We start from the raw sequence: 25,098 nt of genomic DNA on the forward strand, positions 1-25,098 counted from the left end.
GGCCTCCGCCCGCGCCTACGGTGCAGCGCCTTCGCGTGCGTTACGCCAAGCGCGGACGTCTGCGCTTCACCAGTCACCGCGACATCTCGCGGGCCGTCGAGAGGGCGGTCCGCCGTGCCGGCATTCCGGTGGCCTTCAGCGCGGGCTTCTCGCCCCATCCGAAGATCTCCTACGCGGGCGCAGCGCCGACCGGTGTCGCCAGCGAGGCCGAGTACCTCGAGATCGGTGTCACCAGGCTGTGCGACCCCGAGCAGGTCAAGTCGAGCCTGGACGCGTCACTGCCGCCCGGTCTCGACGTGCTCGACGTCGTGCAGGCGGGCCCCGGGGGGCTGGCCGACCGCCTGGAGGTCTCCGACTGGGAGGTACGCCTGCCCGGGGCCGATCGCGAGCTCGCCGAGACGGCGGTGGAGAAGTTCCTCGCGGCGGGCACCGTGGAGGTCGAGCGCCTCACCAAGAAGGGCCCCCGGCGCTTCGACGCGCGGGAGGCCGTCCTGGGGCTCGTGGTGTCCGAGGGAACAGACAGAACCGCAGCTCAGGTGCCAGGACAGACGTGTGTCATACTGCGCATGGTTGTTCGGCACATGACGCCTGCCGTTCGACCCGATGATGTGCTCACAGGGCTGCGCCTTGTGGCCGACTTCGCGCCGCCGGTCCCCCCCGAGGTGACCAGGCTGGCGCAGGGGCCGCTCGACGCCGGTACCGGTGCGCTTGCCGACCCGCTCGGCCTTGACCGCGATACGACGCGCGGCGGCGAGGCGGGACCGGCGGGTGAGCACGTCGTCGGCTAAGGAGGTGCCCTGCGCGAGCGGGGCGCCACCGCTGACAGGACTTGGCGCCCGCGCCTCCTTTCCGGAGGCGGGGGCGGACAACGAGACACGAGGGCTCCTGCGCGGCGCGGCGACGCGCCCGGGAGCTGACGGGAGAGCGCCCGCATGCTCGACAACGAGCCCAACGCCGGGGCCACTGGCCCTGACGGGGAGACAACTGAACAGCCCAAGGTGACCAGGCGCCGCCGTTCCGCGAGCCGCCCGGCGGGTCCTCCGCCGGAGCTGCCGGAGGAGCCGGCCGCCACCGCCCCGATCACCGTCGCGGCCGCCCAGGCCGCGCCGTCGGTTGCCGACGTGCAACCGGTGCAGACCAACGCCGTGCAGCGCGCTGCTGGCGAACCCGCGCCCGACGCCGGGCGCGGCCGGAGAACCCGGGCCCGCGCGGCGGCGCCCGAAACGCCGGCAGGCCCGGCCGGAGCCGCCGAGGGCGGCCCGGCGGGCGTTCAGGCACAGGCCGGCGCGCCCGAGAGCGCCGTGGCTGGAGCCGGTGCGCCGCAGGCTGCCTCCACTGTGGGCGGTGCGCCTGGTGGTGCCGCGGCCGGTGCCGGCGCGCCTGGTGGTGCCGCGGCCGGTGCCGGCGCGCCTGAAGGTGCCGTGACTGGCGTCGGCGCGCCTGGTGGCGCCGCTGCCCGGGCCGGTGTTTCTGAAGGTGCCGTGGCCGGGGCCGTCGTGCCCGAGGGGCCGGCGCCGCAGCAGGCCGAGAGCCCTGCCGCCTCGCAGGCCGGCACGTCGGCAGAACCCGCCGTGGAGCCCGTCGTGGCGCCGGTCGTCGAGCGGCGGGAGGCCGCCGGGCAGGTGGCCGGCGCGGCCGAGCCGGTCGTGGCGCCCGTGGTGCAGAGTCCGGGCGCGCCGGAGGGCGAGAGCCCCGCGTACGCGGGTGGCCCGGCCGAGGCCGACGAGGTGGCCAGTGTGGTCGAGGCCGCCATGGCCGAGGCCGTGGTGGAAGCCGCCGACGTTCCCGAGGAGAAGCCCAAGAGGGCCACGCGCACGCGGTCCACCGCGACCACGACGCGCCGCCGTACGACCAAGAAGGCCGAGCCGGAGGACGCGGGAGCGCTCCCGGAGGAGGAGGCCGAGGCACCGAAGCGGCGGCGTACGCGGAAGAAGGCCGAAGAGGTCGTCGTGGAGGCGCCGGCGGGCGCCGACGTCGAGGTCGTCGCGACGCCCTCCGACGTCGAGGTGGCCGTCACCGTGCCCGAGGCCGCCGAGGCGGCCGACGAGGACATCCTGGAGATCCTGCCCGAGGACGAGCCGCTCGACGACGAGCCCGCCGGGGAGGACCTCGACGAGGACGTCGACCGGCCGAGCCTGCTCGCCGACCCCTTCGGGCTGAGCGCGCGCAGGCACGACGAGCCGGGCACGGCGTTCCAGCGTCCCGCGGCCATCTTCGCGCCGCTGTTCCAGGCCCCCGACCCCAGCCAGGGCAAGCCCGCCGTGATCCGGCGGCCCGAGCCGGAGCCGGAGATCGAGGAGATCGAGGAGCTGGTCGACGAGACCGTCGCCGAGGACGAGGGCGACCTCGACACCTCCGACGAGCAGGAGGAGGAGGGCGGCGGCCGTCGTCGCCGGCGCCGTCGCGGCGGTCGGGGCCGCGGCAAGTCGCGCGAGCGTGACGAGGCCGAGGACGGCGAGGAAGGCGACGAGGAGGAAGGCGAGGACCAGGGCGAGGAGGCCCAGGAGGAAGAGGCCGCCGGCTCGCGTCGCCGTCGCCGTCGTCGTCGTCGCGGCACCGAGGAGACCCTGGAGCCCTCCAGCGACGACCCGCCGAACACGGTGGTGCGCATCCGCGCGCCGCGCTCCGGCCGTGCCGCCTCCCTGGAGACCGCCACCGACGGCGTGCAGAGCGTGCGCGGCTCGACCCGCCTGGAGGCCAAGAAGCAGCGTCGCCGCGAGGGGCGCGAGCTCGGCCGCAGGCGTCCGCCGATCATCACGGAGTCGGAGTTCCTGGCCCGCCGTGAGTCCGTCGACCGGATGATGGTGGTGCGGCGTCAGGGCGACCGTACGCAGATCGCGGTCCTGGAGGACGGCGTGCTCGTCGAGCACTACGTCAACCGCGAGGCCAGCCAGTCCTACGTCGGCAACGTCTACCTGGGCAAGGTCCAGAACGTGCTGCCGTCGATGGAGGCCGCGTTCGTGGACATCGGCAAGGGGCGCAACGCCGTCCTGTACGCCGGTGAGGTGAACTTCGACACAGCCGGGCTGGAGGGCCAGCCCAAGCGCATCGAGGCGGCGCTGAAGTCCGGCCAGTCGGTGCTGGTGCAGGTCACCAAGGACCCGATCGGCCACAAGGGCGCCCGGCTCACCTCGCAGATCAGCCTGCCCGGCCGCTACCTGGTGTACGTGCCGGACGGGTCGATGACCGGCATCAGCCGCAAGCTGCCCGACAAGGAACGCACCCGGCTCAAGAGCATCCTGAAGAAGGTCATGCCGGAGAACGCCGGTGTGATCGTCCGCACCGCGGCCGAGGGCGCCTCCGAGGACGAGCTGGCCCGCGACGTGGCCCGGCTGTCGGCCCAGTGGGAGAACATCCAGAAGAAGGCCAAGTCGGCCAGCCCGCCCGAGCTGCTGTCGGCCGAGCCCGACCTGACCATCCGGGTCGTGCGCGACGTGTTCAACGAGGACTTCACCTCGCTGGTCGTGCAGGGCGACGACGCCTGGGACACCGTCGACGACTACGTCAAGTACGTCGCGCCGCACCTGGGCGAGCGCCTGTCGCGCTGGGACACCGGGCAGGGCGACGTGTTCGAGTCGTACCGGATCGACGAGCAGCTGGGCAAGGCGCTGGAGCGCAAGGTGTGGCTGCCGAGCGGCGGCTCGCTGGTGATCGACCGTACCGAGGCGATGACCGTCGTCGACGTCAACACCGGCAAGTTCACCGGCCAGGGCGGCAACCTCGAGGAGACCGTCACCAGGAACAACCTGGAGGCGGCCGAGGAGATCGTGCGCCAGCTGCGGCTGCGGGACATCGGCGGCATCATCGTGATCGACTTCATCGACATGGTGCTGGAGTCCAACCGCGACCTGGTGCTGCGGCGGCTGCTGGAGTGCCTGGCGCGCGACAGGACCAAGCACCAGGTCGCCGAGGTGACCTCCCTGGGCCTGGTGCAGATGACGCGTAAGCGGGTCGGTCAGGGGCTGCTGGAGGCGTTCTCGACGGCCTGTGAGTGCTGCAACGGGCGCGGGCTGATCGTCTCGACCGAGCCGGTCGAGACCAAGCCGGAGCCGCGCGGCACGCAGGGCAAGATGGCGATCGAGAAGGCGGTCTCGGACAAGGTTTCCGCGGCCAAGGACTCCGCCAGCCGTGATACCGTGACCGGTGCGCTTGATGACGTCCCGGCTGAGGACGACCAGGCCAGCCAGACTTCCGGCAGAGGGCGGCGACGCTCCCGCCGAGCCAAGTCCGCCGAGTAGCCTCGGCAGGCTTCCGACGATCCGTCCGGTTCGCCTAGGGCACCGTTAAGCGGTACCCTGGTGAATCGGTGCGTCAGGTGACGTGCCCTGTTGGCGCGCTTACTCGGTTCGTCGGTTTGAGACAGGCCGAATGATAGGCGCAGCATTCGGCGGCCGCCTCGATGCGGGGCGGCTGAGGTCAACAGCGAGTCAGTAGAAGGGTTCCGCGGTGTACGCGATCGTTCGTTGCGGCGGCAGGCAGCAGAAGGTCTCCGTCGGTGACGTCCTCGAGGTGGACAAGGTCGCCGGCGAGGTCGGCTCTTCGGTTTCGCTGCCGACGGTGCTCGTCGTCAACGACGGCGATGTGACCACCGAGGCGGGCAAGTTCACGGTCAGCGCCGAGATCCTCGGCGAGACCAAGGGCCCGAAGATCCGCATTCTCAAGTACAAGAACAAGACCGGTTACAAGAAGCGCCAGGGTCACCGTCAGCGGTACACCCAGGTGAAGATCACCGGTATCGACCAGGCCTGATCGGGAGTTTGAGAGATGGCACACAAGAAGGGCGCGTCGTCCACCCGGAACGGCCGTGACTCCAACGCTCAGCGCCTGGGCGTCAAGCGCTTCGGCGGCCAGCTGGTGAACGCGGGCGAGATCATCGTTCGTCAGCGCGGCACCCACTTCCACCCCGGCGACAACGTCGGCCGTGGTGGCGATGACACGCTGTTCGCGCTGGCCGCCGGCCACGTGCAGTTCGGCGTCAAGCGCGGTCGTCGCGCCGTCAGCATCGTTCCCGTCGCGGAGTAATCAGCTTCGCTTCGGTGTTGCTTCAAGGGGTGGATCGCCTGTCGATCCACCCCTTAGGCGTTTTCTGGGGGCCCTGCGGGGGCGCCATGTTGTGATTGATCTTGTATTGCCCTGGTGGGCTTGATGGAGGAGAGCTGGATGCCGGACTTCGTGGACCAGGTGGTCCTGCACGTCAAGGCCGGTGACGGAGGGAACGGGTGCGCCTCCATCCACCGGGAGAAGTTCAAGCCGCTCGGCGGCCCCGACGGGGGGAACGGCGGCCGTGGCGGCGACGTGATCCTTGAGGTCGATCCCAACACCGCGACCTTGCTGGACTACCACCGCCGTCCCCATCGCAAGGCCGACAACGGCAAGCAGGGGCAGGGCTCCAACCGCGACGGCGCCAACGGCGACGACGTGATCCTCGCCGTCCCGAACGGGACCGTGGTGAAGGACGCCAACACCGGTGAGGTGCTGGTGGACCTCGTGGGGGCCGGCACCCGGTACGTGATCGCGCAGGGCGGTCACGGCGGGCTCGGGAACGCCGCGCTGGCCACGTCCCGGCGGAAGGCGCCCGGGTTCGCGCTGCTGGGCGAGCCCGGCGACGGGCTCGACGTCATGCTGGAGCTCAAGAGCGTCGCCGACGTGGCGCTGGTCGGGTTCCCCAGCGCGGGCAAGTCGTCGCTGATCGCGGCGCTGAGCGCGGCCAAGCCGAAGATCGCGGACTATCCGTTCACCACGCTCATCCCCAACCTGGGGGTCGTGACGGCCGGCGAGAACGTGTTCACGGTCGCCGACGTGCCCGGGCTGATCCCGGGGGCCTCGCAGGGCAAGGGGCTCGGGCACGAGTTCCTGCGCCATGTCGAGCGCTGCGACATGCTCGTGCACGTCATCGACTGCGCGACCATGGAGCCGGGGCGCGACCCCGTCACCGACTACGAGGTGATCGAGGCCGAGCTGCGGGCGTACGGGAAGCTTGAGGACCGGCCGCGGATGATCGTGCTGAACAAGGCCGACGTGCCCGACGCGCGGGAGCTGGCCGACCTGGTCAGGGCCGAGTTCGAGGAGCGGGGGCTGCAGGTCTTCGTCATCTCGGCGGCCACGCACGACGGGTTGCGGGAGCTCACGTACGCGATGGGCGAGTGGGTGGCGGCGGCCAGGGCCAACAAGCCGGTCGAGGAGCCGACCCGACTGGTGATCAGGCCCAAGCAGCTCGGCGAGGCCGGGTTCAAGGTGCGGCGGGTCAACGAGAACATGTTCCAGGTCACCGGGGAGAAGCCCGAGCGGTGGATCCGGCAGACCGACTTCAGCAACGACGAGGCCGTCGGGTACCTGGCCGACCGGCTCGAACGGCTCGGCGTGGAGGATGAGCTGGTCAAGGCGGGCGCCAAGGCGGGGGCCGAGGTGGTCATCGGGCCGATGGAGGGCGGATACGTCTTCGACTGGCAGCCGACGCTCAGCGCCGAGTCGGTGCGGCAGGGGCCGCGCGGCTCGGACAACCGCCTGGTCTGACCGCTGCCGGGGGTGACGGTCGTCTTGGCGTGACTGCCGCCTGGCGTGGCCGCCGGCTGGTAACCGTATGGGGTGGTCGCCGGCTGGTGACCGCTGTTTGAGGTGACCGTCGTACGGTGTGGCCGTCGGCTGGTGATGCCGTGTGGTGTGGTCGCCGGCGGGTGGCCGTCGTTTGGGGTGACCGTCGGCTGGGGCCCTTGTATGGGTGACTCCAGGCGGCGGGTGTGTCGCGAACGTGCCTGTCGGTGGTTCTCGTGGCGGGATCGCTGCGGGTTCCACGGGGGTGAAGCGGCCGGGGGTGGTGGTCGTGGGTGGATCGCCGCCCTTCTGTGCGGGCGGGTCTGGCGGCGGTGGCCGTGCGGGGGGACCGCTGTGAGTCCACGGGGCCAAGTGGCTGGAGGCGGTGGTCCAGCGGGGGGCGCTGAGGTCTTTCGGGGGTGACGGGCCCCCGGGGGGCGGGGGGCGTACGGGGGGCCGCCGGTGTGGCGTGCGGCGGTTGCGGTTCTGCGGGGGGTGAAAGCGGGACGGGGGTGGGGGTGGGGCGCGGATAGGCTGTCAGGCGTGCGGGAACAGATCAGCTCAGCGTCGAGGGTCGTCGTCAAGGTCGGCTCCTCCTCGCTCACCACCCCCCAGGGCATGATCGACGTGGACCGGGTCGACGCCCTGGTCGACGTCCTGGCGGCGCGGCGGCGTGCCGGGGCGCAGATCGTGCTGGTGTCGTCGGGAGCGATCGCGGCGGGTCTCGGCCCGCTGGGGTTGTCGGCGCGGCCACGCGACCTGGCCACCCAGCAGGCGGCGGCCTCCGTCGGCCAGGGGGTGCTGGTCGCGCGCTACACCTCCTCCTTCGCCCGCTACGGCCTGCGCGTCGGCCAGGTGCTGCTGACCGCCGACGACATGATGCGCCGCGCCCACCACGCCAACGCCCAGCGCACCCTGGCCCGGTTGCTGGAGCTGGGCATCGTGCCGATCGTCAACGAGAACGACACGGTCGCGACCGACGAGATCAGGTTCGGCGACAACGACCGGCTCGCCGCGCTGGTCTCCCATCTGATCCACGCCGACGCGCTGGTGCTGCTGTCCGACGTCGACGCCCTCTACGACGGCCCGCCGAGCCGGCCCGGCTCGCGCCGGCTGGCCGAGGTGCGCGGCCCCGAGGACCTGGTCGGCGTCGAGCTGGGCAGGAACGGCGCGGCGGTCGGCACCGGCGGCATGGTGACCAAGGTCCAGGCGGCCAGGATCGCCACGGGCGCGGGCGTGCCGGTCGTGCTCACCGCCGCCGCCCACGCCGCCCAGGCGCTCACCGGCGCCGACATCGGCACCTACTTCCACCCCGGCGGCCGCCACCCCGGCACGCGGCTCCTGTGGCTCGCCCACGCCACCACCGGGCGCGGCCGGCTGCACCTCGACCAGGGGGCGGTCGAGGCGATCGTGGGCCGGCGCAAGTCGCTGCTGCCCGCCGGCGTGACGTCCGTGGAGGGTGAGTTCGCCGCGGGCGACCCGGTCGACCTGTGCGGGCCGCAGGGCGGCGTGGTGGCGCGCGGCCTGGTCAACTTCGACGCGGTGGAGATCCCGGGGCTGCTCGGCCGCTCCACGAAGGAGCTGGCCAGCGCGCTCGGTCCGGAATATGAACGCGAGCTGATCCACCGTGACGACATCGTCATACTGGAAACCCGTCACCAGTGAGGAGCACGCGATGTCCGAGGAGTTCCTGAAGGTCGCCCGCGCGGCACGAGAGGCCGCCGCCGAGCTGGCCCCGCTGCCGCGGGCGCCCAAGGACCGGGCGTTGCGGGTGATCGCCGACGCCCTGGTCGCGCACGCGGCCGAGATCGTCGAGGCCAACGCCGAAGACGTCGAGCGGGCGCGGGCCCAGGGCACGTCCGAGGCGATGATCGATCGGTTGCGGCTCGACGAGGCCAGGATCGAGGCCATCGCCGAGGCCGTGCGGGAGGTGGCCGACCTGCCCGACCCGGTCGGCGAGGTCGTCCGGGGCAGCACGCTGCCCAACGGGCTGGAGCTGCGGCAGCTCAGGGTGCCGCTGGGCGTGATCGGCATCATCTACGAGGGGCGTCCCAACGTCACGGTCGACGCCGCCGCGCTCTGCCTCAAGAGCGGCAACGCGGTGCTGCTCAGAGGCTCGTCGAGCGCCTACTCGTCCAACACGGCGCTGGTGCGGATCATGCAGGAGGCGCTCGCGGGCACGCAGGTGCCCGCCGGGGCGGTGCAGCTGGTGCCCGGTACGACGCGGGAGTCGGTCAAGGAGCTGATGCGCGCCCGCGGGCTGGTCGACGTGCTGATCCCGCGCGGCGGGGCGGCGCTGATCAACTCGGTGGTCGAGGATTCCACGGTCCCGGTGATCGAGACCGGCGTCGGCAACTGCCACGTCTACGTCGACGCGGAGGCCGATCTCGACCTGGCCGTGCAGATCCTGGTCAACTCCAAGGCGCAGCGTCCGTCGGTGTGCAACGCGGCCGAGACGTTCCTCGTCCACGAGGGGGTCGCCGACGCGTTCGTGCCGAGGGCGCTGCGGGCGCTGGCCGAGGCGGGGGTGACCGTCCACGGCGACGAGCGCATCGCCGGTTACGGCGAGGTCGTGCCGGTCACCGACGACGACTTCGCCACCGAATACCTGTCGCTCGACATCGCCGCCGCCGTCGTCGGCTCGCTGGAGGAGGCCGTGGCCCACATCCGGCGCTACGGCTCCGGGCACACCGACGCGATCGTCACCCGGTCGCAGCCGGCCGCCCGCCGCTTCGTCTCGCTCGTGGACTCCGCGGCCGTGGCGGTGAACGCCTCGACCAGGTTCACCGACGGCGGCGAGTTCGGGTTCGGCGCGGAGATCGGCATCTCCACGCAGAAGCTGCACGCGCGTGGCCCGATGGGCCTGCCGGAGCTGACCTCCACCAAGTGGATCTACACGGGAGAAGGGCATCTGCGCACGTCAGAAGGCACTGTGGTGCCCGGACCGGCTTGCGGTTAGTCGGCGTGTCGGGCTGACCGGCGGCCCGCGGCCTCGGTTGACTGGGTGTCATGGAAATTGTCGTCGCCCTTGTCTTCTCGGCCGCGGTGCTGTTCGGCGCCGACCGTCTGCTGCTCTGGCTGGAGAGCCGCGGTCACGTCAACTGGCGCAGGAAGGGCCGCAGGCCCCTGGCCGAGGAACCCACGGCCGAGCTCGACAGCATGCTCTCCGACCGTTCACCCCGATAAAGGTTCAACGGCTCCGGCGCGCCGCGGGCGTCAACTGTCGTCCCAGCGCTAGGGTTGTGTCCCTTATGGGCGCGCCGGGCGGGGAGGGACGGTGAGCAAGCTCGGCAAGGTCGGGCCGTACAGCCTGGTCGAGCGGCTCGGCCGAGGCGGCATGGGCGAGGTCTACCTCGCCACCACCCGCCGTGGCGAGCAGGTCGCACTCAAGGTCCTCCACGACCTGGCCGAGGACGAGATGTCCCGGGTCAGGCTGGAGCGCGAGGTGCGCGCGCTGCGCAGGGTCGAGAGCCCCTACGTGGCCAAGGTGCTCGACGCCGACCTGAGCTGTGCCCGGCCCTACCTGGTCATGGAGCACATCGAGGGCGTCACGCTGCTGGAGCGCGTACGCCAGAGCGGGCCGCTCGACCTGGGCCAGCTCGTGCACATGGCGCAGGGCATCGCCGCGGCGCTGGCCATCATCCACGCGGCCGGGGTCGTGCACCGAGACCTGAAGCCGGGCAACATCATCATGGGCACCGAGGGGCCGGTCCTCATCGACTTCGGCATCGCGCAGGTGCTCGACGCGACCCGGCTCACCATGACGGGCACGTTCCTCGGCACGCCGGGCTACACCGCGCCGGAGATCTTCGCCGACGAACAGGTCGACTCGCCCGCCGACGTGCACGCCTGGGCCGCGACGGTGGCGTTCGCGGCGACCGGGCGGCCCACGTTCGGGCGCGGCACGGCCGAGGCGCAGATGTACGCGGTGCTGAACGGGCAGGCCGACCTCAAAGGCGTGCCGGTGGCGCTGCTGCCGCTGGTGCGGGCGGCGCTCAACCGGGAGCCCGGCAAGCGCCCCACCGCGGCGTTGCTGGCCGACCGGCTCTCCCGGCTGGCCAAGGCCACCAACGGGCCCGACGGCGACGCGCCCGCGGCCGCCGAGGAGGCGTCCAGGGGCGAGAGCGCACGAAGCCGGGCGAACGGCACGACGGCCGAGGTGCCCGCGCCCCGCGGCCGGGCCGGCACGGAGGGCAAGACGCCCGTGCCGCGCGGCCGTACGGGCACCGACGGGAAGACGCCCGTGCCGCGCACGCGTACCGGCGGGGACGGGAAGACGCCCGTACCCAGGAACCGGACGGAACCGCCCACGGCGCGCAACCGGACGGAACCGCCCGCCGCGCGGAACCGGGCCGACGGCGCGGCCTCGGCCGCGCGCCCCAGGCCGGGCACGGACGGACCGGCCTCCGCCCCCCGCCCCCGGCCGGGAACGGAGAGCACCCGCGCCAGGACCGGCACGGAGGGCACCCGCCCCAGGACCGGCACGGAGGGCACCCGCCCCAGGACCGGCACGGAGGGCACCCGCCCCAGGACCGGCACGGAGGGGACGCGCACCCGCACCGGCACGGACGGCACGCGGGCCAGGACCGGCGCCGACGGGACCCGGGTCAGGGCCGACGGCGCGGTTCCGCCGCCGCGGGGCAGGACGAACACCGACGGCAAGGCCGCCACGCCTCGCACCAGGACCGGCGCCGACCCCAAGACGGGCCCGCGCGCGCGGGCGACGGCGGCCGTGCGGAGCAGGTCACAGGACGGCCGGCGGACCAGGCTCAGGGGCGAGGCGCCGACCACGCTGCCCGCGGGCAACACGGCTCTGCTGCTGCTCGCGGTGCTGGCGGTGCCGTGCGTGGTGACGTCGGTGATCTGGCCGATCGCCTCGATCGCCATCACGACGGCGTTCGTGGTGCTGACCAGGACGCTCTGGATGAGTCATTGGCTGGTCAGGAAGCGCAGCGCGCGTCGCATGCGGATCGCGCTGCGCGTGTTGCTGTTCCCGTTCGCGCTGACCGGGGCGGCGGCGACCGCCGTGGTGTGGCCGGGAGTGCCCGTCGCGGTGGCGTCGGGCGGTGCGCTCTGGGTGACCGGTGGCGGTCAGATCGACTCCGACTGGTGGCAGCAGCCGGCGCCCGTGACGGTCGCGGCGGTGGTGTTCGGCATGTTGTGCGGCGGTATCACCGGGCGCGAGATCGAGCGGATCGGCGGCAAGCTGCCGGAGTTGCGCAGGGAAGGGCTGCGCGCACTGGCCGTGCTGGGCGGGTTCGTCGCCCTGTGCGCGGCCGCCGTGCGCGCGATCGCCCTCCTGCTGTAGGCGGCGAGGACGGCCGGCCGGTCAGCCCTGGCCGCCGTCGCGGCGCGAGAAGCGGTTGAAGATGCGCTCGCCCGCGTTCACCGCCCCTTCGGCCACGTCGCGCAGCACGCCGATGAAGGGGTCCTGCGACTGGGACCAGGAGGCGCGGTAGGACTCGGCCGCCGCCTTGATCTCGTCGGTGACGCGGGCGTTGGCGTCGTCCTCCCTGCGGGGGTAGTCGCCGCCGATGATGCGGTCGTACTCGCCGCTGCGCTGCCACTTGTCGAGCTCGGCGACGCGCACCACGGCGAACGGGTGGGTGGTGCCGAGCAGGTTGAGCACCTTGAGGAAGCCGTCGCGCAGGTCGCCCGCGGTGTCGTACTCCTGGTACTGCTCCAGGAACGCCTCGATGTTCATCTCGTGGGTGTAGGCGCCGCCGGCGAGCTTCATCAGCGCGCGCTTGGCCGACTCGGGGTTCTGGGCGGTCAGCAGGCCGCCGCGGTCGGAGGAGAGCTCCGACTTGCGGTACCACTCCTCCAGGCCCGCGACGATCGCGCGCAACCCGATGTAGCCGAGCGGGATCCAGGCGACGCGCGTGGCGAGGCGGGTGAGGATGTCGAGCATCGTCCGGTAGACCGCGTGACCCGACAGGATGTGCGAGGTCTCGTGGCCGATGACGAAGCGCTGCTCCTCCTCGTCCATGAGGTTGAGCAGGCCGGTGGTGACGACGATGAACGGGTCGTCGAAGCCGATGGCCTTGGCCTGGACGTGCGGGTCCTGCTGGACGTAGATCTCCGGGATGCGGTGCAGGTCGAGGATGTAGGCCGCGTCGCGCCCCATGTCGTACAGGGAGCGGAACTGGGTCTCGCTGACGCGCACGGACGACGCCAGGTACATCAGGCGAAGGCGGCGCTCACTCACAAGACCGGACATCTGCTTGAGAACCGTGTCGAACCCACTCAACTTACGCAGAGCGACCAGGGCGGACCGGTCTGCGGGGTGTTCGTAGGCTCGGGACGAGATGCCGGGCAGTTGGACGCGGTTGCGGTCCGGGGTGGTCGTCATGCCCGGCATGCTACGTCCGCAACGGATGTGATGCGCGGACATCACCAAGGGGGGTGCCGTCATGTTCGGGTACCGCGTCCGCGTAGGGTCCGACTCATGATGAACGCGCCTGGGATCCAGGGGAAGCGGCGGGTGGGTGTGATGGGCGGGACCTTCGATCCCATCCACCACGGCCACCTGGTCGCAGCAAGCGAGGTCGCCCATCACTTCGACCTCGACGAGGTCGTGTTCGTGCCGACCGGGCGGCCGTACCAGAAGTCCGGACGCGAGGTGTCGGCGCCCGAGGACCGCTATCTGATGACGGTCATCGCCACGGCCTCCAACCCCCGCTTCTCCGTGAGCAGGGTGGACATCGACCGCCCCGGCCCCACCTTCACCATCGACACGCTGCGGGACATCTCCAACGTCTACGGCCCGCAGGTGGACCTGTACTTCATCACCGGCGCCGACGCGCTCGGCGCGATCCTGGGCTGGCAGGACGCCGACGAGCTGTTCGAGCTGGCGCACTTCGTGGGCTGCACCCGTCCCGGGCACACGTTGCACGACCCCGGGCTGCCCGAGGGCAGGGTGACCCTGCTGGAGATCCCCGCGCTGGCCATCTCGTCGTCGGAGTGCCGTCAGCGGGTGGCCAAGGGGGAGCCGATCTGGTATCTGGTGCCGGACGGAATCGTGCAGTACATCAACAAACGAGGGTTGTATCACGGGGAAGGCTGAAGCTCTCCGCGCCGTGGGTGAGGGGTTTCGGCCTGGAAGGGTACCCTCGGTATATGGGCATGCTGCCGACACAGGAGGACAGACCCGCATCGTGACCGCATCCGACAGATCCGTTCAGCTCGTCCAGATCGCCGCCGAGGCCGCGGCCGACAAGCTGGCCGATGACATCCTCGCCTACGACGTGAGCGAGCAGCTCGTCATCACCGACGCCTTCCTGCTCTGCTCCGCCACGAACGACCGCCAGGTCCGCGCCATCGTCGACGAGATCGAAGACCGGCTGCGCACCGAGGCCGACGCCAAGCCCGTGCGCCGCGAGGGCGAGCGCGAGGGCCGCTGGGTGCTGCTCGACTACATCGACATCGTCGTGCACGTCCAGCATGAGGAAGACCGCACGTTCTACGCCCTTGAACGCCTGTGGAAGGACTGCCCGGCCATCGGCCTGCCGGAGAGCGTCATGCTCGCCAACATGCAGCGGGCCCGCAGTTGAGCAGGCGGATCGTCTGCCTCCGCCACGGACAGACCCTGTGGAACGTGGAGCACCGCTTCCAGGGCCACTCCGACATCCCGCTCGACGAGACCGGCGTCGCGCAGGCGGCCAGGGCCGCCTCGCTGCTGGCCTCGCTGCGGCCCACCCTCATCGTCTCCTCCGACCTCCAGCGCGCCCATGACACGGCCCTGGCGCTCGGCAGGCTCGTGGGGCTCGACGTGACCGTCGACAAGGACTTCCGCGAACGCGGCGGCGGCCAGTGGGAGGGGCTGACGCGCGACGAGATCGCCGCGCGCTGGCCCGAGGAGTACATCGCCTGGGAGGCCCCCGACGGCGAGCCCGTCTCGGAGGTCGCGACCCGGGTGGCCGCCTCCATGCGCAAGTGGGCGGCCAAGCTCGACGACGACGGGCTCCTGGTCGTCGCCTCGCACGGCGCCGCGCTGCGGCTCGGCATCTGCGAGCTGCTCGGCCTGCCCGAGGAGCTGTGGCCGGCGCTGGGCGGGCTGGGCAACTGCTCCTGGTCGGTGCTGCAGGAGGGCCGTCAGGGCTGGCGGCTGCTCGAACACAACGCGGGCACCCTGCCCGAGCCCATCAGCAGCGACGACCGCCCTGACGCGGAGGCGTAGCCGACCGGCTCAGGCCGGCTGCGCGGGGCGGCGAGCGCCCTGCCGGGGGTGGTCCGGCAGCGTGACGGCGCTCGCGGCCTTGTCCGTCATCCGCTTGACCATGCCCTTGCCCGGCAGGTACGGCAGCATGCGCATCATCTGGTTCCGCAGCCGGATCCGCGCCCGCGTGCCCGGCACGAGGTATTTGTCGGCCCCCTCGGCCTGCTTCTGACACACCTCGACGTACGGTCTCATCCGCCGCTCGTAGGCGTCGAAGGCGGCACTGTGGTCGCCGGGGGCCGCGGCCAGCTCGACGGCCAGCACGTACGCGCCGATCATCCCGAGCCCCGTGCCCATGCCGCCGGGGCCGGGGGCGTACCCGGCGTCGCCGACCAGCGCCACCCGGCCGGAGGACCACCGGGGCAGGACGACCTGGGCGGCCTGCCAGAAGTAGAAGTCCTCGGCCCTGTCCATGGCCGCCAGCAGGGACGGGACCTGCCAGCCCACTCCCCGGAACGCCCGCGCCACCAGGGCCCGCTGCGCCGCCTGGTCGCGGTGGCCGACGTCGAGCGGGGGTGTGGCGAAGTCGAGCGACGCCCTGGTCCGGCCGTTCGTCCGGACGATGGTGGCGCAGCGGCCCGGCACGTTGTGCATCAGGCCGTCGTGGTCCAGCCCGTACGTGCCGGGCACGGAGAAGACGGCCCCGTAGAAGCCGAGATGGCGCAGGGGAGCGGCCGGGAAGGCCAGCTCGCGTACCTTGCTGCGGATGCCGTCCGCGCCGACGACCAGGTCGAACGTGCGGGGCGCGGCCTGTTCGAAGGTCACGTGCACGCCGTCGGGACGCTCGGTCAGGGAGGTGATCGAGTCGCCGAGGAGGCGTTCGGCGGGGGCGGCCTCGTTCAGGATGCGGGTCAGGTCGCCGCGCAGGATCTCCACGTCGCCGCTGAACACCTCCGACGGCAGCCTGGCCAGCCGTCTGCCGTCGCCGTCGACGATGGCGATGTCGCCCATGCCGGTCTGGGCCGCCCTGATGGCGTCCAGCACTTCCATGCGCTTCAGGACCTCCAGCTGCGGGGCGCCGCGGAAGTCGACGGCCTGACCGCCGGTGCGCAGGGCGGGGGCGCGTTCGACGACGGTCGGCCGGAACCCGAGGCGGGCCAGCCAGTGGGCGAGCGTGGGCCCGGCGACGCCGCCGCCGGAGATGAGGACGGTCTGCACGGATGCCTCCCTGGGTAGTGCGCCATGTACGTTGTACGCGTACCGTAGGTTCGGGTTTTCCAGCAGGCAAGAGGGTCGCCCGGCGCACTAGTGCGGTGAGAAGGTGCCGCCGGGTGCGCCGAGCCTGGTGCACTAGTGCTGCGGAAGGGGTGGCCGTGGATCGGCCCGTGTATCTGCGGATCGTGGCGGAGTTGCGCGACCGCATCGCCGCCGGAGAGCTGGCGCCGGGGGACAAGGTGCCCTCGACCCGCCAGATCATCCGCGAGTGGGGCGTGGCGATGGCCACCGCGACCAGGGCCCTCGGCAGGTTGCGCGAGGAGGGGCTCACGCGGGCCGTGCCGGGGGTCGGGACCGTCGTCGCCGGGCCCGTGCGGCGACCGGCGCAGGACCTCACCGCGCGGCGCGTCGTGCGCGAGGCGATCAGGGTCGCCGACCGGGAGGGGCTGGCCGCCGTGTCGATGCGCCGCCTGGCCGCCGAGCTCGACGCCTCGGCCATGTCCCTGTACCGGCATGTCGCGGGCAAGGACGAGCTGGTCCGGCTCATGATCGACGCGGTCTACGGCGAGGAGCCGCCCGCCGGGCAACCGCCGCGCGACTGGCGGGCCCGGCTGGAGCTGGAGCTGCGGCAGTTGTGGCGGGTGCACCTGCGGCATCCGTGGCTGGCGCAGGCGGTCTCGCTGACCCGGCCGCAGCTCGTGCCCAACGGCATGGCGTCCACCGAACGGCTGCTGCGGGCCCTGGACGGGCTCGGCCTCGACGCCGGCACCATGCTGCACGCCGTCGTGTCCCTGGTGAACTTCGTCCGGGGCGCCGCCGTGGCCCTGGAGGCGGAGCTGCAGGCGCGTACCGAGACCGGGGTGACCGAGGACGACTGGCTGAGCGAGCACGAAGGGGAGATGGCGGAGTTGCTCGCCTCCGGCGCCTTCCCGACTCTGGCGAAGGTGGTCACGGATCCCGCGGTGGATCTGGACCTGGACTCCGTCTTCGAGTTCGGGCTCCGCGGGCAGCTCGACGGGCTCGCCGTGCTGGTGGCACGGGCGCAGCGGGGCCGGCGGCCGGGCGATTAGGCGAAAGGGCGCGGATGGCTATATGCTCTCGGAGCGCCGCAACGGGTGATCCCGCAGCGGTGACCAGGGGCTATGGCGCAGTTGGTAGCGCGCCTCCATGGCATGGAGGAGGTCTGGGGTTCGAATCCCCATAGCTCCACACAGATTGTTTCCCTGGTCCGGGCAGTCAGGCTCGGCCGCGCGTCAGTCCAGGAACGCCGGAGCGCCCCACGTCGTGGCGGGCAGGGCGTTGAGGGCGGCGACGATCCGCTTCTCCTCGTAGACGAAGTGCGATTCCAGCAGGGCCGACAGGCCGTCCAGCTCGGTGCGCACGTCACGGGTGGCGGGCGCGTCGGCGGTCAGCAGGGTTTCCAGGTCGCGCAGGATGACGGCCACCTGCTCGTGGTCCCGGCGCAGTTCCTCAAGGACGGGGCGCAGTTCGGGGAACTCGGCGGCGAGCACCGGGAAGGCCGTGGCGTCCTCGCCGGTGTGGTGGGTGGTGATCGCCGAGCAGAAGGTCAGGCAGTGGGTGCGCAGGTCGCGCAGGGAACCGCCGCGGCCGGCGGTGTCGCGCAGCCTGGCCAGCTCTTCGCGGAGCCGGAGGTGCACGTCGATCAGTTGGTTGCCGAAGGCCGCCAGACGGCGGGCCGGCTCGGGGAAGTCGTTCATGGTCGTGTCCGATGTCACGGCGCCTCCATGCCCGCGGCGGTCTCCTGGCCGGGTGCACTGCGACGCTGATCTGGGATCAGATCATGCTTTTCGCGGCGAATCAACTCGGCGGGCCGAGCCCCGAAGAGGCCCGGCCCTGGAACGGCGTGCGTGTTCCAGGCGTTGGCGGTGTAGGAGACGCGGCAACCCTTCGGGTCAGGCGTAGCGCCGGGCCAGCTCCGCCGCCGCCGCGCCCAGGGCCTCGCGCAGCGCGGGCGGGGACAGTACCTCGACGTCGGTCCCGAGCCGCAGGAACTCGCCGAGCGCGTGGTCGTGCGACTCGATCGGCAGGGTGACCCGCGTCCAGCCCTTGGCGTCCGGCGGCTCGGCGGTCTCCCGGGCGGCCGCCGCGACGCCGGGCGTCATGAGGTCGGGCAGGCGTTCCAGGCCGCGCGGCGACAGCCGCACCACCGCCTCGCCGCGCCGCAGCCTGGCCTCGAACTCGGCCAGGTAATCCTGCCAGTACGCCGTCAGGGAGAAGTCCTCCGGCCTGGCGAACGTCTCGGGGAGGGCGTGCAGGTCGAGGATCTGGGAGACGCGGTAGGTGCGCACGTGCTCGCCGCAGCGCGCCACCAGGTACCAGCGGCCCGCCTTGACCACCAGCCCGTACGGCTCCAGCCGCCGTTCCACCTCCTGCGGCGCCTTCCACCGCCGGTAGGTGACCTGGACGGCTCGCTCGTTCCACACGGCGTCGGCCACGGCCGGCAGGTACGTGACCGGCTCGGCGTCCCGGTACCAGGAGGGCGCGTCGAGATGGAACCGCTCCTGGATGCGGCCCGCGCGGTCGCGCAGCTCGACAGGCAGCGCGGCCATCAGCTTGAGCTGGGCGGCGGTCACCACCGCGCCGAGGCCCAGCTCGGCCGCCGGCCCCGGCAGCCCGGCCAGGAACAACGACTCCGCCTCGTCGGTGGTCAGCCCGGTGAGGCGGGTGCGGTAGCCGGCCAGGAGCTGGTAGCCGCCGTTGGGCCCGGCGTCGCCGTAGAGCGGGATGCCGGCGGCGTGCAGGGACTCCATGTCGCGGTAGATGGTGCGGACGGAGACCTCCAGGCGCTCGGCGAGGTCGTGGGCCGTCATGCGGCCGCGCGTCTGCAACAGCAGCAGGATCGAGACCAGGCGGGAGGCGCGCACGGACACTGACACTACATGTCAGTGACCCGGCCGTACGTTCGCCCGCATGGACGACTTCGACTTCCTCGCCGGCACCTGGGACGTGGTGAACCGCAGGCTCCTCAAGCCGCTGGCCGGCAGCGACGAATGGGACGAGTTCCCCGGCCGCTCGGTCGCGACCCGGCACTTCGACGGCGCGGCCAGCTTCGACGAGATCGCCTTCCCCACCAAGGGCCGGCACGGGATGACCGTGCGCGTCCGCAACCCCGCGACGCGGCAGTGGTCGATCTACTGGGCCAGCAGCGCGACCGGCACGCTGGACACCCGGCCCATGGTGGGCGCGTTCACCGGGAACCGGGGCGAGTTCTACGGCGAGGAGACCCACGAGGGCCGGCCGGTGCGCTGCCGGTTCGTCTGGACCGTCGTCGACGAGCGCCGTGCCAGGTGGGAGCAGGCCTTCTCGGCGGACGACGGCCAGACCTGGGAGACCAACTGGACGATGGACTTCACCCGGGCGTCCTGAGCGAAGGGCTTCGTCCGGGCCTCAGGACGCCTGGCCGCGCACCCACAGGACCGTGGCCACGGCCACCACCGCGACCAGCAGCAGGAGCCCGCCCACCAGGACCACCCACCGCCAGGCCGACTTCGGCGGCGGCGGGGGCTCGTACAGGGGGACGTCGGGGAGCATGTCGGGGGTGTAGGGCAGGCTCTGCGTGTACGGCGCTTCCGGGGGGCCCTGGGGAGGGTGCTCCGGGTGCGGGACGCGATGTCGGACGGTCTGGTTCGGGTCCGGCTCCTGCGGCTCTCGCTTCATGATCCCCTCAGACGCGGCTCTGGAGGTGGGTTTCATCGACATTGTCATACTTGCCGGTGAAACGCGGTCCAGACGTCGGAAGGCTCAGTAACCGCTCTGATCGCCGCCGTGCGGCGGCTGCGGCGGCTGCCAGCCACCCTGGGGACCACCCTGGGGGCCGCCCTGAGGGCCGCCCTGGGGGCCGGGCTGCTGGTAGGGCTGCTGCTGGTAGGGCTGGTGGTACGGCTGCGGGGGCTGCTGCCAGCCGGGGCCCTGCGGCCGCTCCTGCTGGGGGGCGGCGCGGCGCGCGACGACGGCCCAGATCAGCAGCCCGATGCCGGCCAGGTGGAACAGCGAGGAGATGAGGTAGGCGAACGGCAGGACGGCCATCATGCTGGAGCCGTACGACTCGATCAGCGTCTGGGTCAGGATGCTCAGCACGAGATTGATCAGCGTGCCGATCAGCAGCAGGCCGCAGCCCGACATGCCGAGGGTGGCCGCGCGGCCCACGTGCCGTCTGTTCATCCCGATCAGGACGATGCCCACCACCAGCAGCAGGGCGGTGATGAGGGTGGGGAGCAGGTTCGTGAGCATGTTGAGGAAACTCATGGGGCGACTCCAGCCAGAAGGGGGACTCGGGCGACGTTACGGGGATCCGCGCAGTTCTTCCACCGCACGGCTGATCGACTGCAGGTCGAGACCGCCCTTGTGCCGGCGGCCGTTCAGGAACAGGGTGGGGGTGCCGCGCACGCCGCTCTCCTTGCCCGACGCCTCGTCGAGCGCGATGCGGGAGGCGTGCCCGGCCACGTCCGCCCAGGGGTCGACGTCGAGCTCGGCGGCGTAGTGTTCGAGGTCGGCGTCGGTGAGGAAACGCTGGTTGTCGTAGAGGATGTCGTGCATCTCCCAGAACCGGCCGCGGTCGGCGGCGGCCTCGGAGACGATGGCGGCGGACGCGGCCCGGGGGTGCAGCGTCCGGATCGGGAAGTGCCGGAAGACCAGCCGGACGTCGGGGTTCCGGCGCAGGATCTCGTCCAGGACGGGGTGGAGACGGCCGCAGTAGGGGCACTCGAAGTCGCCGTACTCGACGATGGTCACCTTCGCGGTCGACGGACCCCGTACGTGGTCGTCGGGGCCGACCGGCACCGACAGCACGTCGGGCAGCTCCTCGTCGGGCTCGGCCTCGGGCGGCGCGCAGACGCCGCCCCGGTCCCAGGCCAGCCGGAAGACCACCCAGCCCAGCGCGGCGGACAACAACGACCCGGCCAGGATGCCGATCTTGGCCTGGCTCTGGATCGCCGGGTCGTCGAAGGCCAGGTCGACGATGAACAGCGCCACCGTGAACCCGATGCCGGACACCGCCGCGCCGCCCAGCAGCTGTCCCCACACCAGGTTCCCCGGCAGGATGCCCCAGCCGAACCGCAGCGGCAGCCACGTGCCGAGCGAGATCCCGGCGAACTTCCCGAGCAGCAGCCCCAGCGCGATGCCGAGGGAGATCGGCGAGGTCAGCGCCGCCCGCAGGGTCTCGCCGTCGAGCCGCACCCCGGCGTTGGCCAGGGCGAACACCGGCACGATCACGTAGCTGCTCCAGGGGTGCAGGCGGAGCTGGAGCCGTTCGTTGACCGAGACGGCGCGCTGCACGCGCCGCGAGGCCTCTCTGGCCGCCCGCGCGCTCGGCTCGGTGGTGAACTCCTGGACGGCCTCGCCCGCCAGCAGCAGCTTCTGGTCGCTGGGGGCGTAGACGAACACCAGGACGCCGAGCGCGATGCCCACGAGCGTCGGGTGGATGCCGCTCTCCAGCGTCGCGACCCACAAGCCGAACCCGAGGGCGATGTAGGCCGGCGCCCGCCAGATCTTCAGCCAGCGCAGCAGTACGATCGCCGCCAGCAGCACGACGGCCACGACGAGCGCGGTGAGCTGGAGGCTGGCCGTGTAGAAGATCGCGATGATCATGATGGCCAGCACGTCGTCCACGATGGCCAGCGTCAGCAGGAACGCCCGCAGCGGGTCGGGACAGCGCGCGCCGACGACGGCCAGCACGCCCAGCACGAACGCGGTGTCCGTGGCGATCGGCACACCCCACCCGCCCGCGCCGGGGCCGCCGAGGTTGAGCGCGAGGTAGACGCCGGCGGGCACGAGCATCCCGCCGAGCGCGGCCACGGCCGGGACGGCGATCAGCCGCCGGTCCCTGAGCTGCCCGAGCCGCACCTCGTAGGAGACCTCCAGGCCGATCAGGAAGAAGAACACGCTCATGAGGCCGTCGTTGACCCAGTGGCGCAGGTCGAGGGAGAACACCGCGTCGCCGAACGAGATGCCCATGGGCAGGTGCCAGAACGACTCGTAGGTCCCGGCCCACGGCGAGTTGGCCCAGACCATGGCCAGGGCGGTGGCCACGAGCAGCACGCTCGTGCTGCCCGCCTCGGTCTTGAAGAACGCCCGCAACATCGTCAGATCTCCCCCCGGAGATCCGATCTTAGAACCCGCCCAGAAGGCGGCCGGGCCCGGCGGGGGGTGTTCCCCGCCGGGCCCGGATGTCACAGGTTGCGGAGATAGGCCAGGGACGGCGCGAAGAAGTACTCGCCGCCCTTCATCGTGATCGTCTGGGCGACCTGCGCCTGCGGGGCCGACGGCTCGGCCCGGCCCCACACCTTCGGCCAGCTCACCTTGACGTCGCGGGCTCCCTGCCCGATGAGCGGGTCGTGGCCGGTCGCCGGGTTCTGGAAGTCCTCGTTGTTCGCCCAGCTCTGCTGGGTGAACTCGAACTGGGCGAGCAGGCTGCTGTTGAACGCCATGAACAGCAGGCCGACCTCGCCGCTCGGGCGGGCGCCGGGCGGGGAGTCGTCCCAGGGGTCGTCGGTGCGGTCGCCGTAGGTCTGGCCCCGGCGGGCCATGAGGACCTCACGGCCGAACGATCGCGGGTTCGTCTTCCTGATGTGCCCGCTGAAGGGGCACTTCGAGCCCGGGTCGTCGTCGAAGGTGAAGTCGTTGGCCACCGGGCCCCCGCCCGGCTTCTGCTTGAGCGTGACGGGGGTGCCGTCCTTGAAGCGGCCGACGAGCATGGCGCCCGCGCGGTCCCGGTCGGCGCCGAGCAGGCCGAGGGCGTCGGCCAGGTCCTGCTCGATCTCCTTGAACGCCCGTACGTTCTGCTCCAGCTTCCTGAAGACCAGGTAGCTGCCGAAATGCCGCTCCGGGTGCGGTGCGAAGGGGTCGGCGACCAGGATGTTGGAGAGCGGGAAGGCGGGGTCCCAGTGCTCCTTCGGCTCCTTGTCCACCTCGTCCCGTACGAACAGCGGCTGGCTGCGGCCGTCCACGTACCCGAAGTGCTCGATGCCGTCGCCGGCGGGGTTGCGCATGCCGTGGCCGGTCTCCTCGCCGAGCAGCCGCGCGCTTGCGGGCAGCTCGCCCAGGATCTCCTCGCGCAGCTCCTCGACCCGGTCCTGGCGGGCGTCGCCGATGAGGATGACGGCGTGGATCTCCCGCTGGTAGGCGGGCTCCCACTCCGTCACCGGCGGGTCGTCCAGCTCGGCGCCGCGCCGCTTCATGCCGTCGCGGAACGCCTTGTCGCCGAACCTGCGCACGTCCTCGACCGAGTGGCCGAGGTCGCGGTAGCCGGCCTTGCTGATGCCGATGCCGACGTACGGCGTGCCGCGCCGGCCGTTCGCGCCGAACTCGCGCACCTCCTCAAGGTGCCGGCGCGCCGACTTCATCTTCGTGACGGCGATGTGCCGCAGGAACGCCTTTCCCGCGGCGACGTCGTTGAACCTGACGAACAGCACGGACAGGTGCTCGCGCACGTGCGCGCGGAGAATGTTGGGCTGGAGATTGTCCAGCATCTCCTTGGTGTCCGCGTCGAGCTTGGCCGAATCCCAGGCCAGGGGTTGTGCGTTGTTCAGGTCGACAGCCATTGTCGCCGAATCCTTTCCCCGTTTCGAAATGAATCGGGCCCCCTGCATCTGTACGACTCCCGGGAATGCGAGAAAGTTTCCACTTGATCAGGTCAGTTCGATTTCCTGATCAAACCCGGCGGACCGTACATAATGACCGGATGAAGAACCGGGGCTGGGGACGTTCCAGCGGCACCCGCGACACGCTGCTGCGCGCGGCCCGCGAGGTCTTCCTGGCCAAGGGGTACGCCGAGGCCACCGTCGCCGACATCGTCGAGACGTCGGGCATCAGCGTCGGCAGCCTGTACCACCATTTCGGCGGCAAGCCGGGGCTGTTCCTGGCCCTGTGGGAGCAGTTCATGCGCGAACAGGAGGAACGCACCTCCCGCGCGGCCAAGGCCACCGCCGGCGCCGGCGAGGAACGGTTCCTGGCCGGCGCCCGCGCCTATCTGGAGGGCTCGTGGGAGCAGCGCGAGGTGGCCAGGCTGTTCCTGGAGAACGACGGCCCGGCCGAGTTCACGACCCTGCGCAGGCAGCGCGGCTGGGAGTGGATCGGCGGCAACAAGCGGCTGCTCGGCCTGGCGGACACGCCGGAGGGCAACGTGCTGGTCGTGCTGCTGACCACGGTGATGGGCGAGGCCGGGCGCGAGGTGGCGGCCTGCGAGTCCGACGGGGACGCCCAGGTGACCATCGACGAGGTGATCCGGATCGTCCGCCGCATGCTGGCTACGACGGGCGGCGTACCGCGGCCTTCTCCCTGAGGACGATTCCGCCGGCCCCCCGCGATGCGAGCGTGTAGCCCATGGACGCACTGCGCAAAGCCCTCGGCGTGCTCTCCCTGGCCTACGCGCTGATCTTCGCCGGGGCCGCGCTGCTGCACTCGGGCGTCACGGTCGGCCCGCTGTCCCAGCCGGTCGTGCCGCCCGCGGTGGTCGTGGAGACGTTGTGCGCCCTCGGCCTGCTCGCCGGCGGCCACGGCGCGCTGACCCGCCGCCCGTGGGCCTGGGACGGCCTGGTCCACACCCACGCGGGGGCGCTGGGCGGCGTGCTGATCGGCATCCTGGCGCTGGCCCTGCACCCGTCGGCGGCCACGGCGCTGAGCACCTGGTTCCACGACACGATGGCGGTGCTGCTGGCCGCCGGGCTGGCCGGGGCCTTCTACGCCTCCAGATCGCGCAGGTGATCGGCCGCCTCGGGCAGCTGGTCCTCGGTGAACACGCGGACGCCGTGCGCTTCGAGCAGGGCGGTGGTCACCCCCTGGCCGGGCACCCGCCGGCCGCCGAACGTTCCGTCATGGATCGCCAGCGCGCCGCACGAGGGGCTGCCCTCCTTGAGCATGGCCAGCCGGACCCCGGCCGAGCGGGCGGCCTCAAGCGCGGCCCGCGCCCCCGCCACGAACTCGGCCGTCACGTCGGAGCCGTCGCTCGCCAGCACGCGGGCGTCGCCGGAGAGCACCGCCGCCCCGCCCGCGCCGCCCTCGATCTCGGCCGCCGGGCGCGGAACGGGCAGCCCGCCCGCCACCTCGGGGCAGAAGACCACCAGCCGGCCCTCCGCCCGCCAGCCCGCGAGCAGGGCGTCGGCGCTGGTCTTCGCGCCGCCGTCGTAGCGGACCCGGCGGCCCATCAGGCAGGCGCTGACGAGGATTCTCTGCACGTC

At 72.0% G+C, this 25,098-nt stretch carries 25 protein-coding genes and 1 tRNA gene; 17 read left to right on the top strand and 9 right to left on the bottom strand.

Annotated features, from left to right (window positions below; genetic code table 11):
- The first annotated feature begins 35 nt into the window (after positions 1–35).
- The 9 genes from ACFYUV_RS00070 (at position 36) to ACFYUV_RS00110 (ending at position 11,839) form a co-directional block, all read left to right on the top strand.
- Positions 36–788: a TIGR03936 family radical SAM-associated protein gene (locus ACFYUV_RS00070; protein ID WP_352329263.1), complete on the top strand. Its 753-nt coding sequence runs from the start codon at positions 36–38 to the stop codon at positions 786–788.
- A 693-nt stretch (positions 789–1,481) separates the two neighbouring features.
- Positions 1,482–4,238, top strand: a complete 2,757-nt coding sequence (locus tag ACFYUV_RS00075) for an Rne/Rng family ribonuclease (RefSeq protein ID WP_387663378.1) — start codon at positions 1,482–1,484, stop codon at positions 4,236–4,238.
- Between the two features lie 208 nt (positions 4,239–4,446).
- Complete coding sequence (gene rplU / locus ACFYUV_RS00080) at positions 4,447–4,749, top strand: 50S ribosomal protein L21 (protein WP_049575732.1); 303 nt, start codon at positions 4,447–4,449, stop codon at positions 4,747–4,749.
- Positions 4,750–4,764: 15 nt separating this feature from the next.
- On the top strand, positions 4,765–5,022 hold the full coding sequence (rpmA, locus tag ACFYUV_RS00085) for a 50S ribosomal protein L27 (RefSeq protein WP_012893687.1): 258 nt from the start codon (positions 4,765–4,767) through the stop codon (positions 5,020–5,022).
- A 138-nt stretch (positions 5,023–5,160) separates the two neighbouring features.
- Positions 5,161–6,513 carry a GTPase ObgE gene (gene obgE, locus ACFYUV_RS00090; protein WP_387663380.1) on the top strand — a complete coding sequence of 451 codons (1,353 nt, stop codon included), beginning with the start codon at positions 5,161–5,163 and terminating at the stop codon, positions 6,511–6,513.
- A gap of 561 nt (positions 6,514–7,074) precedes the next feature.
- Positions 7,075–8,196, top strand: coding sequence for a glutamate 5-kinase (gene proB / locus ACFYUV_RS00095; protein WP_387663382.1), 1,122 nt, complete (start codon positions 7,075–7,077; stop codon positions 8,194–8,196).
- A 10-nt stretch (positions 8,197–8,206) separates the two neighbouring features.
- Positions 8,207–9,490 carry a glutamate-5-semialdehyde dehydrogenase gene (locus tag ACFYUV_RS00100; RefSeq protein ID WP_387663384.1) on the top strand — a complete coding sequence of 428 codons (1,284 nt, stop codon included), beginning with the start codon at positions 8,207–8,209 and terminating at the stop codon, positions 9,488–9,490.
- A 50-nt stretch (positions 9,491–9,540) separates the two neighbouring features.
- A complete protein-coding gene (locus tag ACFYUV_RS00105; RefSeq protein ID WP_387663386.1) occupies positions 9,541–9,717 on the top strand; it encodes a hypothetical protein in 177 nt (58 codons plus the stop codon).
- A gap of 91 nt (positions 9,718–9,808) precedes the next feature.
- A complete protein-coding gene (locus tag ACFYUV_RS00110; protein WP_387663388.1) occupies positions 9,809–11,839 on the top strand; it encodes a protein kinase in 2,031 nt (676 codons plus the stop codon).
- A gap of 21 nt (positions 11,840–11,860) precedes the next feature.
- Here the strand turns inward: ACFYUV_RS00110 and ACFYUV_RS00115 are convergent, their stop codons facing one another.
- A complete protein-coding gene (locus ACFYUV_RS00115) occupies positions 11,861–12,892 on the bottom strand; it encodes a M48 family metallopeptidase (protein ID WP_387663390.1) in 1,032 nt (343 codons plus the stop codon).
- Positions 12,893–12,979: 87 nt separating this feature from the next.
- On the opposite strand from ACFYUV_RS00115, the gene nadD reads away from it, so the two are divergent.
- The 3 genes from nadD (at position 12,980) to ACFYUV_RS00130 (ending at position 14,710) form a co-directional block, all read left to right on the top strand.
- Positions 12,980–13,597: a nicotinate-nucleotide adenylyltransferase gene (gene nadD / locus ACFYUV_RS00120; RefSeq protein WP_387663392.1), complete on the top strand. Its 618-nt coding sequence runs from the start codon at positions 12,980–12,982 to the stop codon at positions 13,595–13,597.
- A 91-nt stretch (positions 13,598–13,688) separates the two neighbouring features.
- Positions 13,689–14,084 (top strand): ribosome silencing factor, encoded by a 396-nt coding sequence (gene rsfS, locus ACFYUV_RS00125; RefSeq protein ID WP_125639389.1) that lies wholly within the window; start codon positions 13,689–13,691, stop codon positions 14,082–14,084.
- Positions 14,081–14,710, top strand: a complete 630-nt coding sequence (locus ACFYUV_RS00130; RefSeq protein ID WP_358283976.1) for a histidine phosphatase family protein — start codon at positions 14,081–14,083, stop codon at positions 14,708–14,710. The genes rsfS and ACFYUV_RS00130 overlap by 4 nt, the downstream gene beginning before the upstream one ends.
- A 9-nt stretch (positions 14,711–14,719) precedes the next feature.
- On the opposite strand, the gene ACFYUV_RS00135 is transcribed toward ACFYUV_RS00130, so the two are convergent.
- A complete protein-coding gene (locus ACFYUV_RS00135) occupies positions 14,720–15,907 on the bottom strand; it encodes an FAD-dependent monooxygenase (protein ID WP_387663395.1) in 1,188 nt (395 codons plus the stop codon).
- A 155-nt stretch (positions 15,908–16,062) separates the two neighbouring features.
- Between ACFYUV_RS00135 and ACFYUV_RS00140 the strand changes: the two genes are divergently transcribed.
- The gene (locus ACFYUV_RS00140; RefSeq protein ID WP_387663397.1) at positions 16,063–16,974 is read left to right on the top strand and encodes a TetR/AcrR family transcriptional regulator C-terminal domain-containing protein; all 912 of its coding nucleotides are present in this window, start codon (positions 16,063–16,065) and stop codon (positions 16,972–16,974) included.
- Between the two features lie 66 nt (positions 16,975–17,040).
- Positions 17,041–17,113, top strand: a tRNA-Ala gene (locus ACFYUV_RS00145).
- Between the two features lie 44 nt (positions 17,114–17,157).
- Here the strand turns inward: ACFYUV_RS00145 and ACFYUV_RS00150 are convergent.
- The gene (locus tag ACFYUV_RS00150) at positions 17,158–17,640 is read right to left on the bottom strand and encodes a hemerythrin domain-containing protein (protein WP_387663399.1); all 483 of its coding nucleotides are present in this window, start codon (positions 17,638–17,640) and stop codon (positions 17,158–17,160) included.
- A 177-nt stretch (positions 17,641–17,817) separates the two neighbouring features.
- On the bottom strand, positions 17,818–18,789 hold the full coding sequence (locus ACFYUV_RS00155; protein ID WP_387663401.1) for a helix-turn-helix transcriptional regulator: 972 nt from the start codon (positions 18,787–18,789) through the stop codon (positions 17,818–17,820).
- A 46-nt stretch (positions 18,790–18,835) separates the two neighbouring features.
- Here ACFYUV_RS00155 and ACFYUV_RS00160 point away from each other — a divergent pair, with 46 nt between their 5' ends.
- Positions 18,836–19,291 carry a hypothetical protein gene (locus tag ACFYUV_RS00160; RefSeq protein WP_387663403.1) on the top strand — a complete coding sequence of 152 codons (456 nt, stop codon included), beginning with the start codon at positions 18,836–18,838 and terminating at the stop codon, positions 19,289–19,291.
- Between the two features lie 21 nt (positions 19,292–19,312).
- Here the strand turns inward: ACFYUV_RS00160 and ACFYUV_RS00165 are convergent, their stop codons facing one another.
- From ACFYUV_RS00165 to ACFYUV_RS00180, 4 genes are all read right to left on the bottom strand, one after another.
- A complete protein-coding gene (locus tag ACFYUV_RS00165; protein WP_358283989.1) occupies positions 19,313–19,582 on the bottom strand; it encodes a hypothetical protein in 270 nt (89 codons plus the stop codon).
- Between the two features lie 84 nt (positions 19,583–19,666).
- Positions 19,667–20,170: a hypothetical protein gene (locus tag ACFYUV_RS00170; RefSeq protein ID WP_387663405.1), complete on the bottom strand. Its 504-nt coding sequence runs from the start codon at positions 20,168–20,170 to the stop codon at positions 19,667–19,669.
- Positions 20,171–20,206: 36 nt separating this feature from the next.
- Positions 20,207–22,003, bottom strand: coding sequence for a Na+/H+ antiporter NhaA (gene nhaA / locus ACFYUV_RS00175; RefSeq protein ID WP_387663407.1), 1,797 nt, complete (start codon positions 22,001–22,003; stop codon positions 20,207–20,209).
- An 89-nt stretch (positions 22,004–22,092) separates the two neighbouring features.
- Positions 22,093–23,463, bottom strand: coding sequence for a Dyp-type peroxidase (locus ACFYUV_RS00180; RefSeq protein ID WP_387663409.1), 1,371 nt, complete (start codon positions 23,461–23,463; stop codon positions 22,093–22,095).
- Positions 23,464–23,603: 140 nt separating this feature from the next.
- On the opposite strand from ACFYUV_RS00180, the gene ACFYUV_RS00185 reads away from it, so the two are divergent.
- A complete protein-coding gene (locus tag ACFYUV_RS00185) occupies positions 23,604–24,203 on the top strand; it encodes a TetR/AcrR family transcriptional regulator (RefSeq protein WP_387663411.1) in 600 nt (199 codons plus the stop codon).
- A gap of 41 nt (positions 24,204–24,244) precedes the next feature.
- The gene (locus ACFYUV_RS00190) at positions 24,245–24,625 is read left to right on the top strand and encodes a hypothetical protein (protein ID WP_387663413.1); all 381 of its coding nucleotides are present in this window, start codon (positions 24,245–24,247) and stop codon (positions 24,623–24,625) included.
- Here ACFYUV_RS00190 and ACFYUV_RS00195 read toward each other — a convergent pair.
- Positions 24,601–25,095, bottom strand: a complete 495-nt coding sequence (locus tag ACFYUV_RS00195; RefSeq protein ID WP_387663415.1) for a DUF523 domain-containing protein — start codon at positions 25,093–25,095, stop codon at positions 24,601–24,603. The genes ACFYUV_RS00190 and ACFYUV_RS00195 overlap by 25 nt on opposite strands.
- Positions 25,096–25,098: the final 3 nt, after the last annotated feature.

The organism is Nonomuraea sp. NPDC003560, assembly GCF_042878785.1.
Taxonomy (GTDB): domain Bacteria; phylum Actinomycetota; class Actinomycetes; order Streptosporangiales; family Streptosporangiaceae; genus Nonomuraea.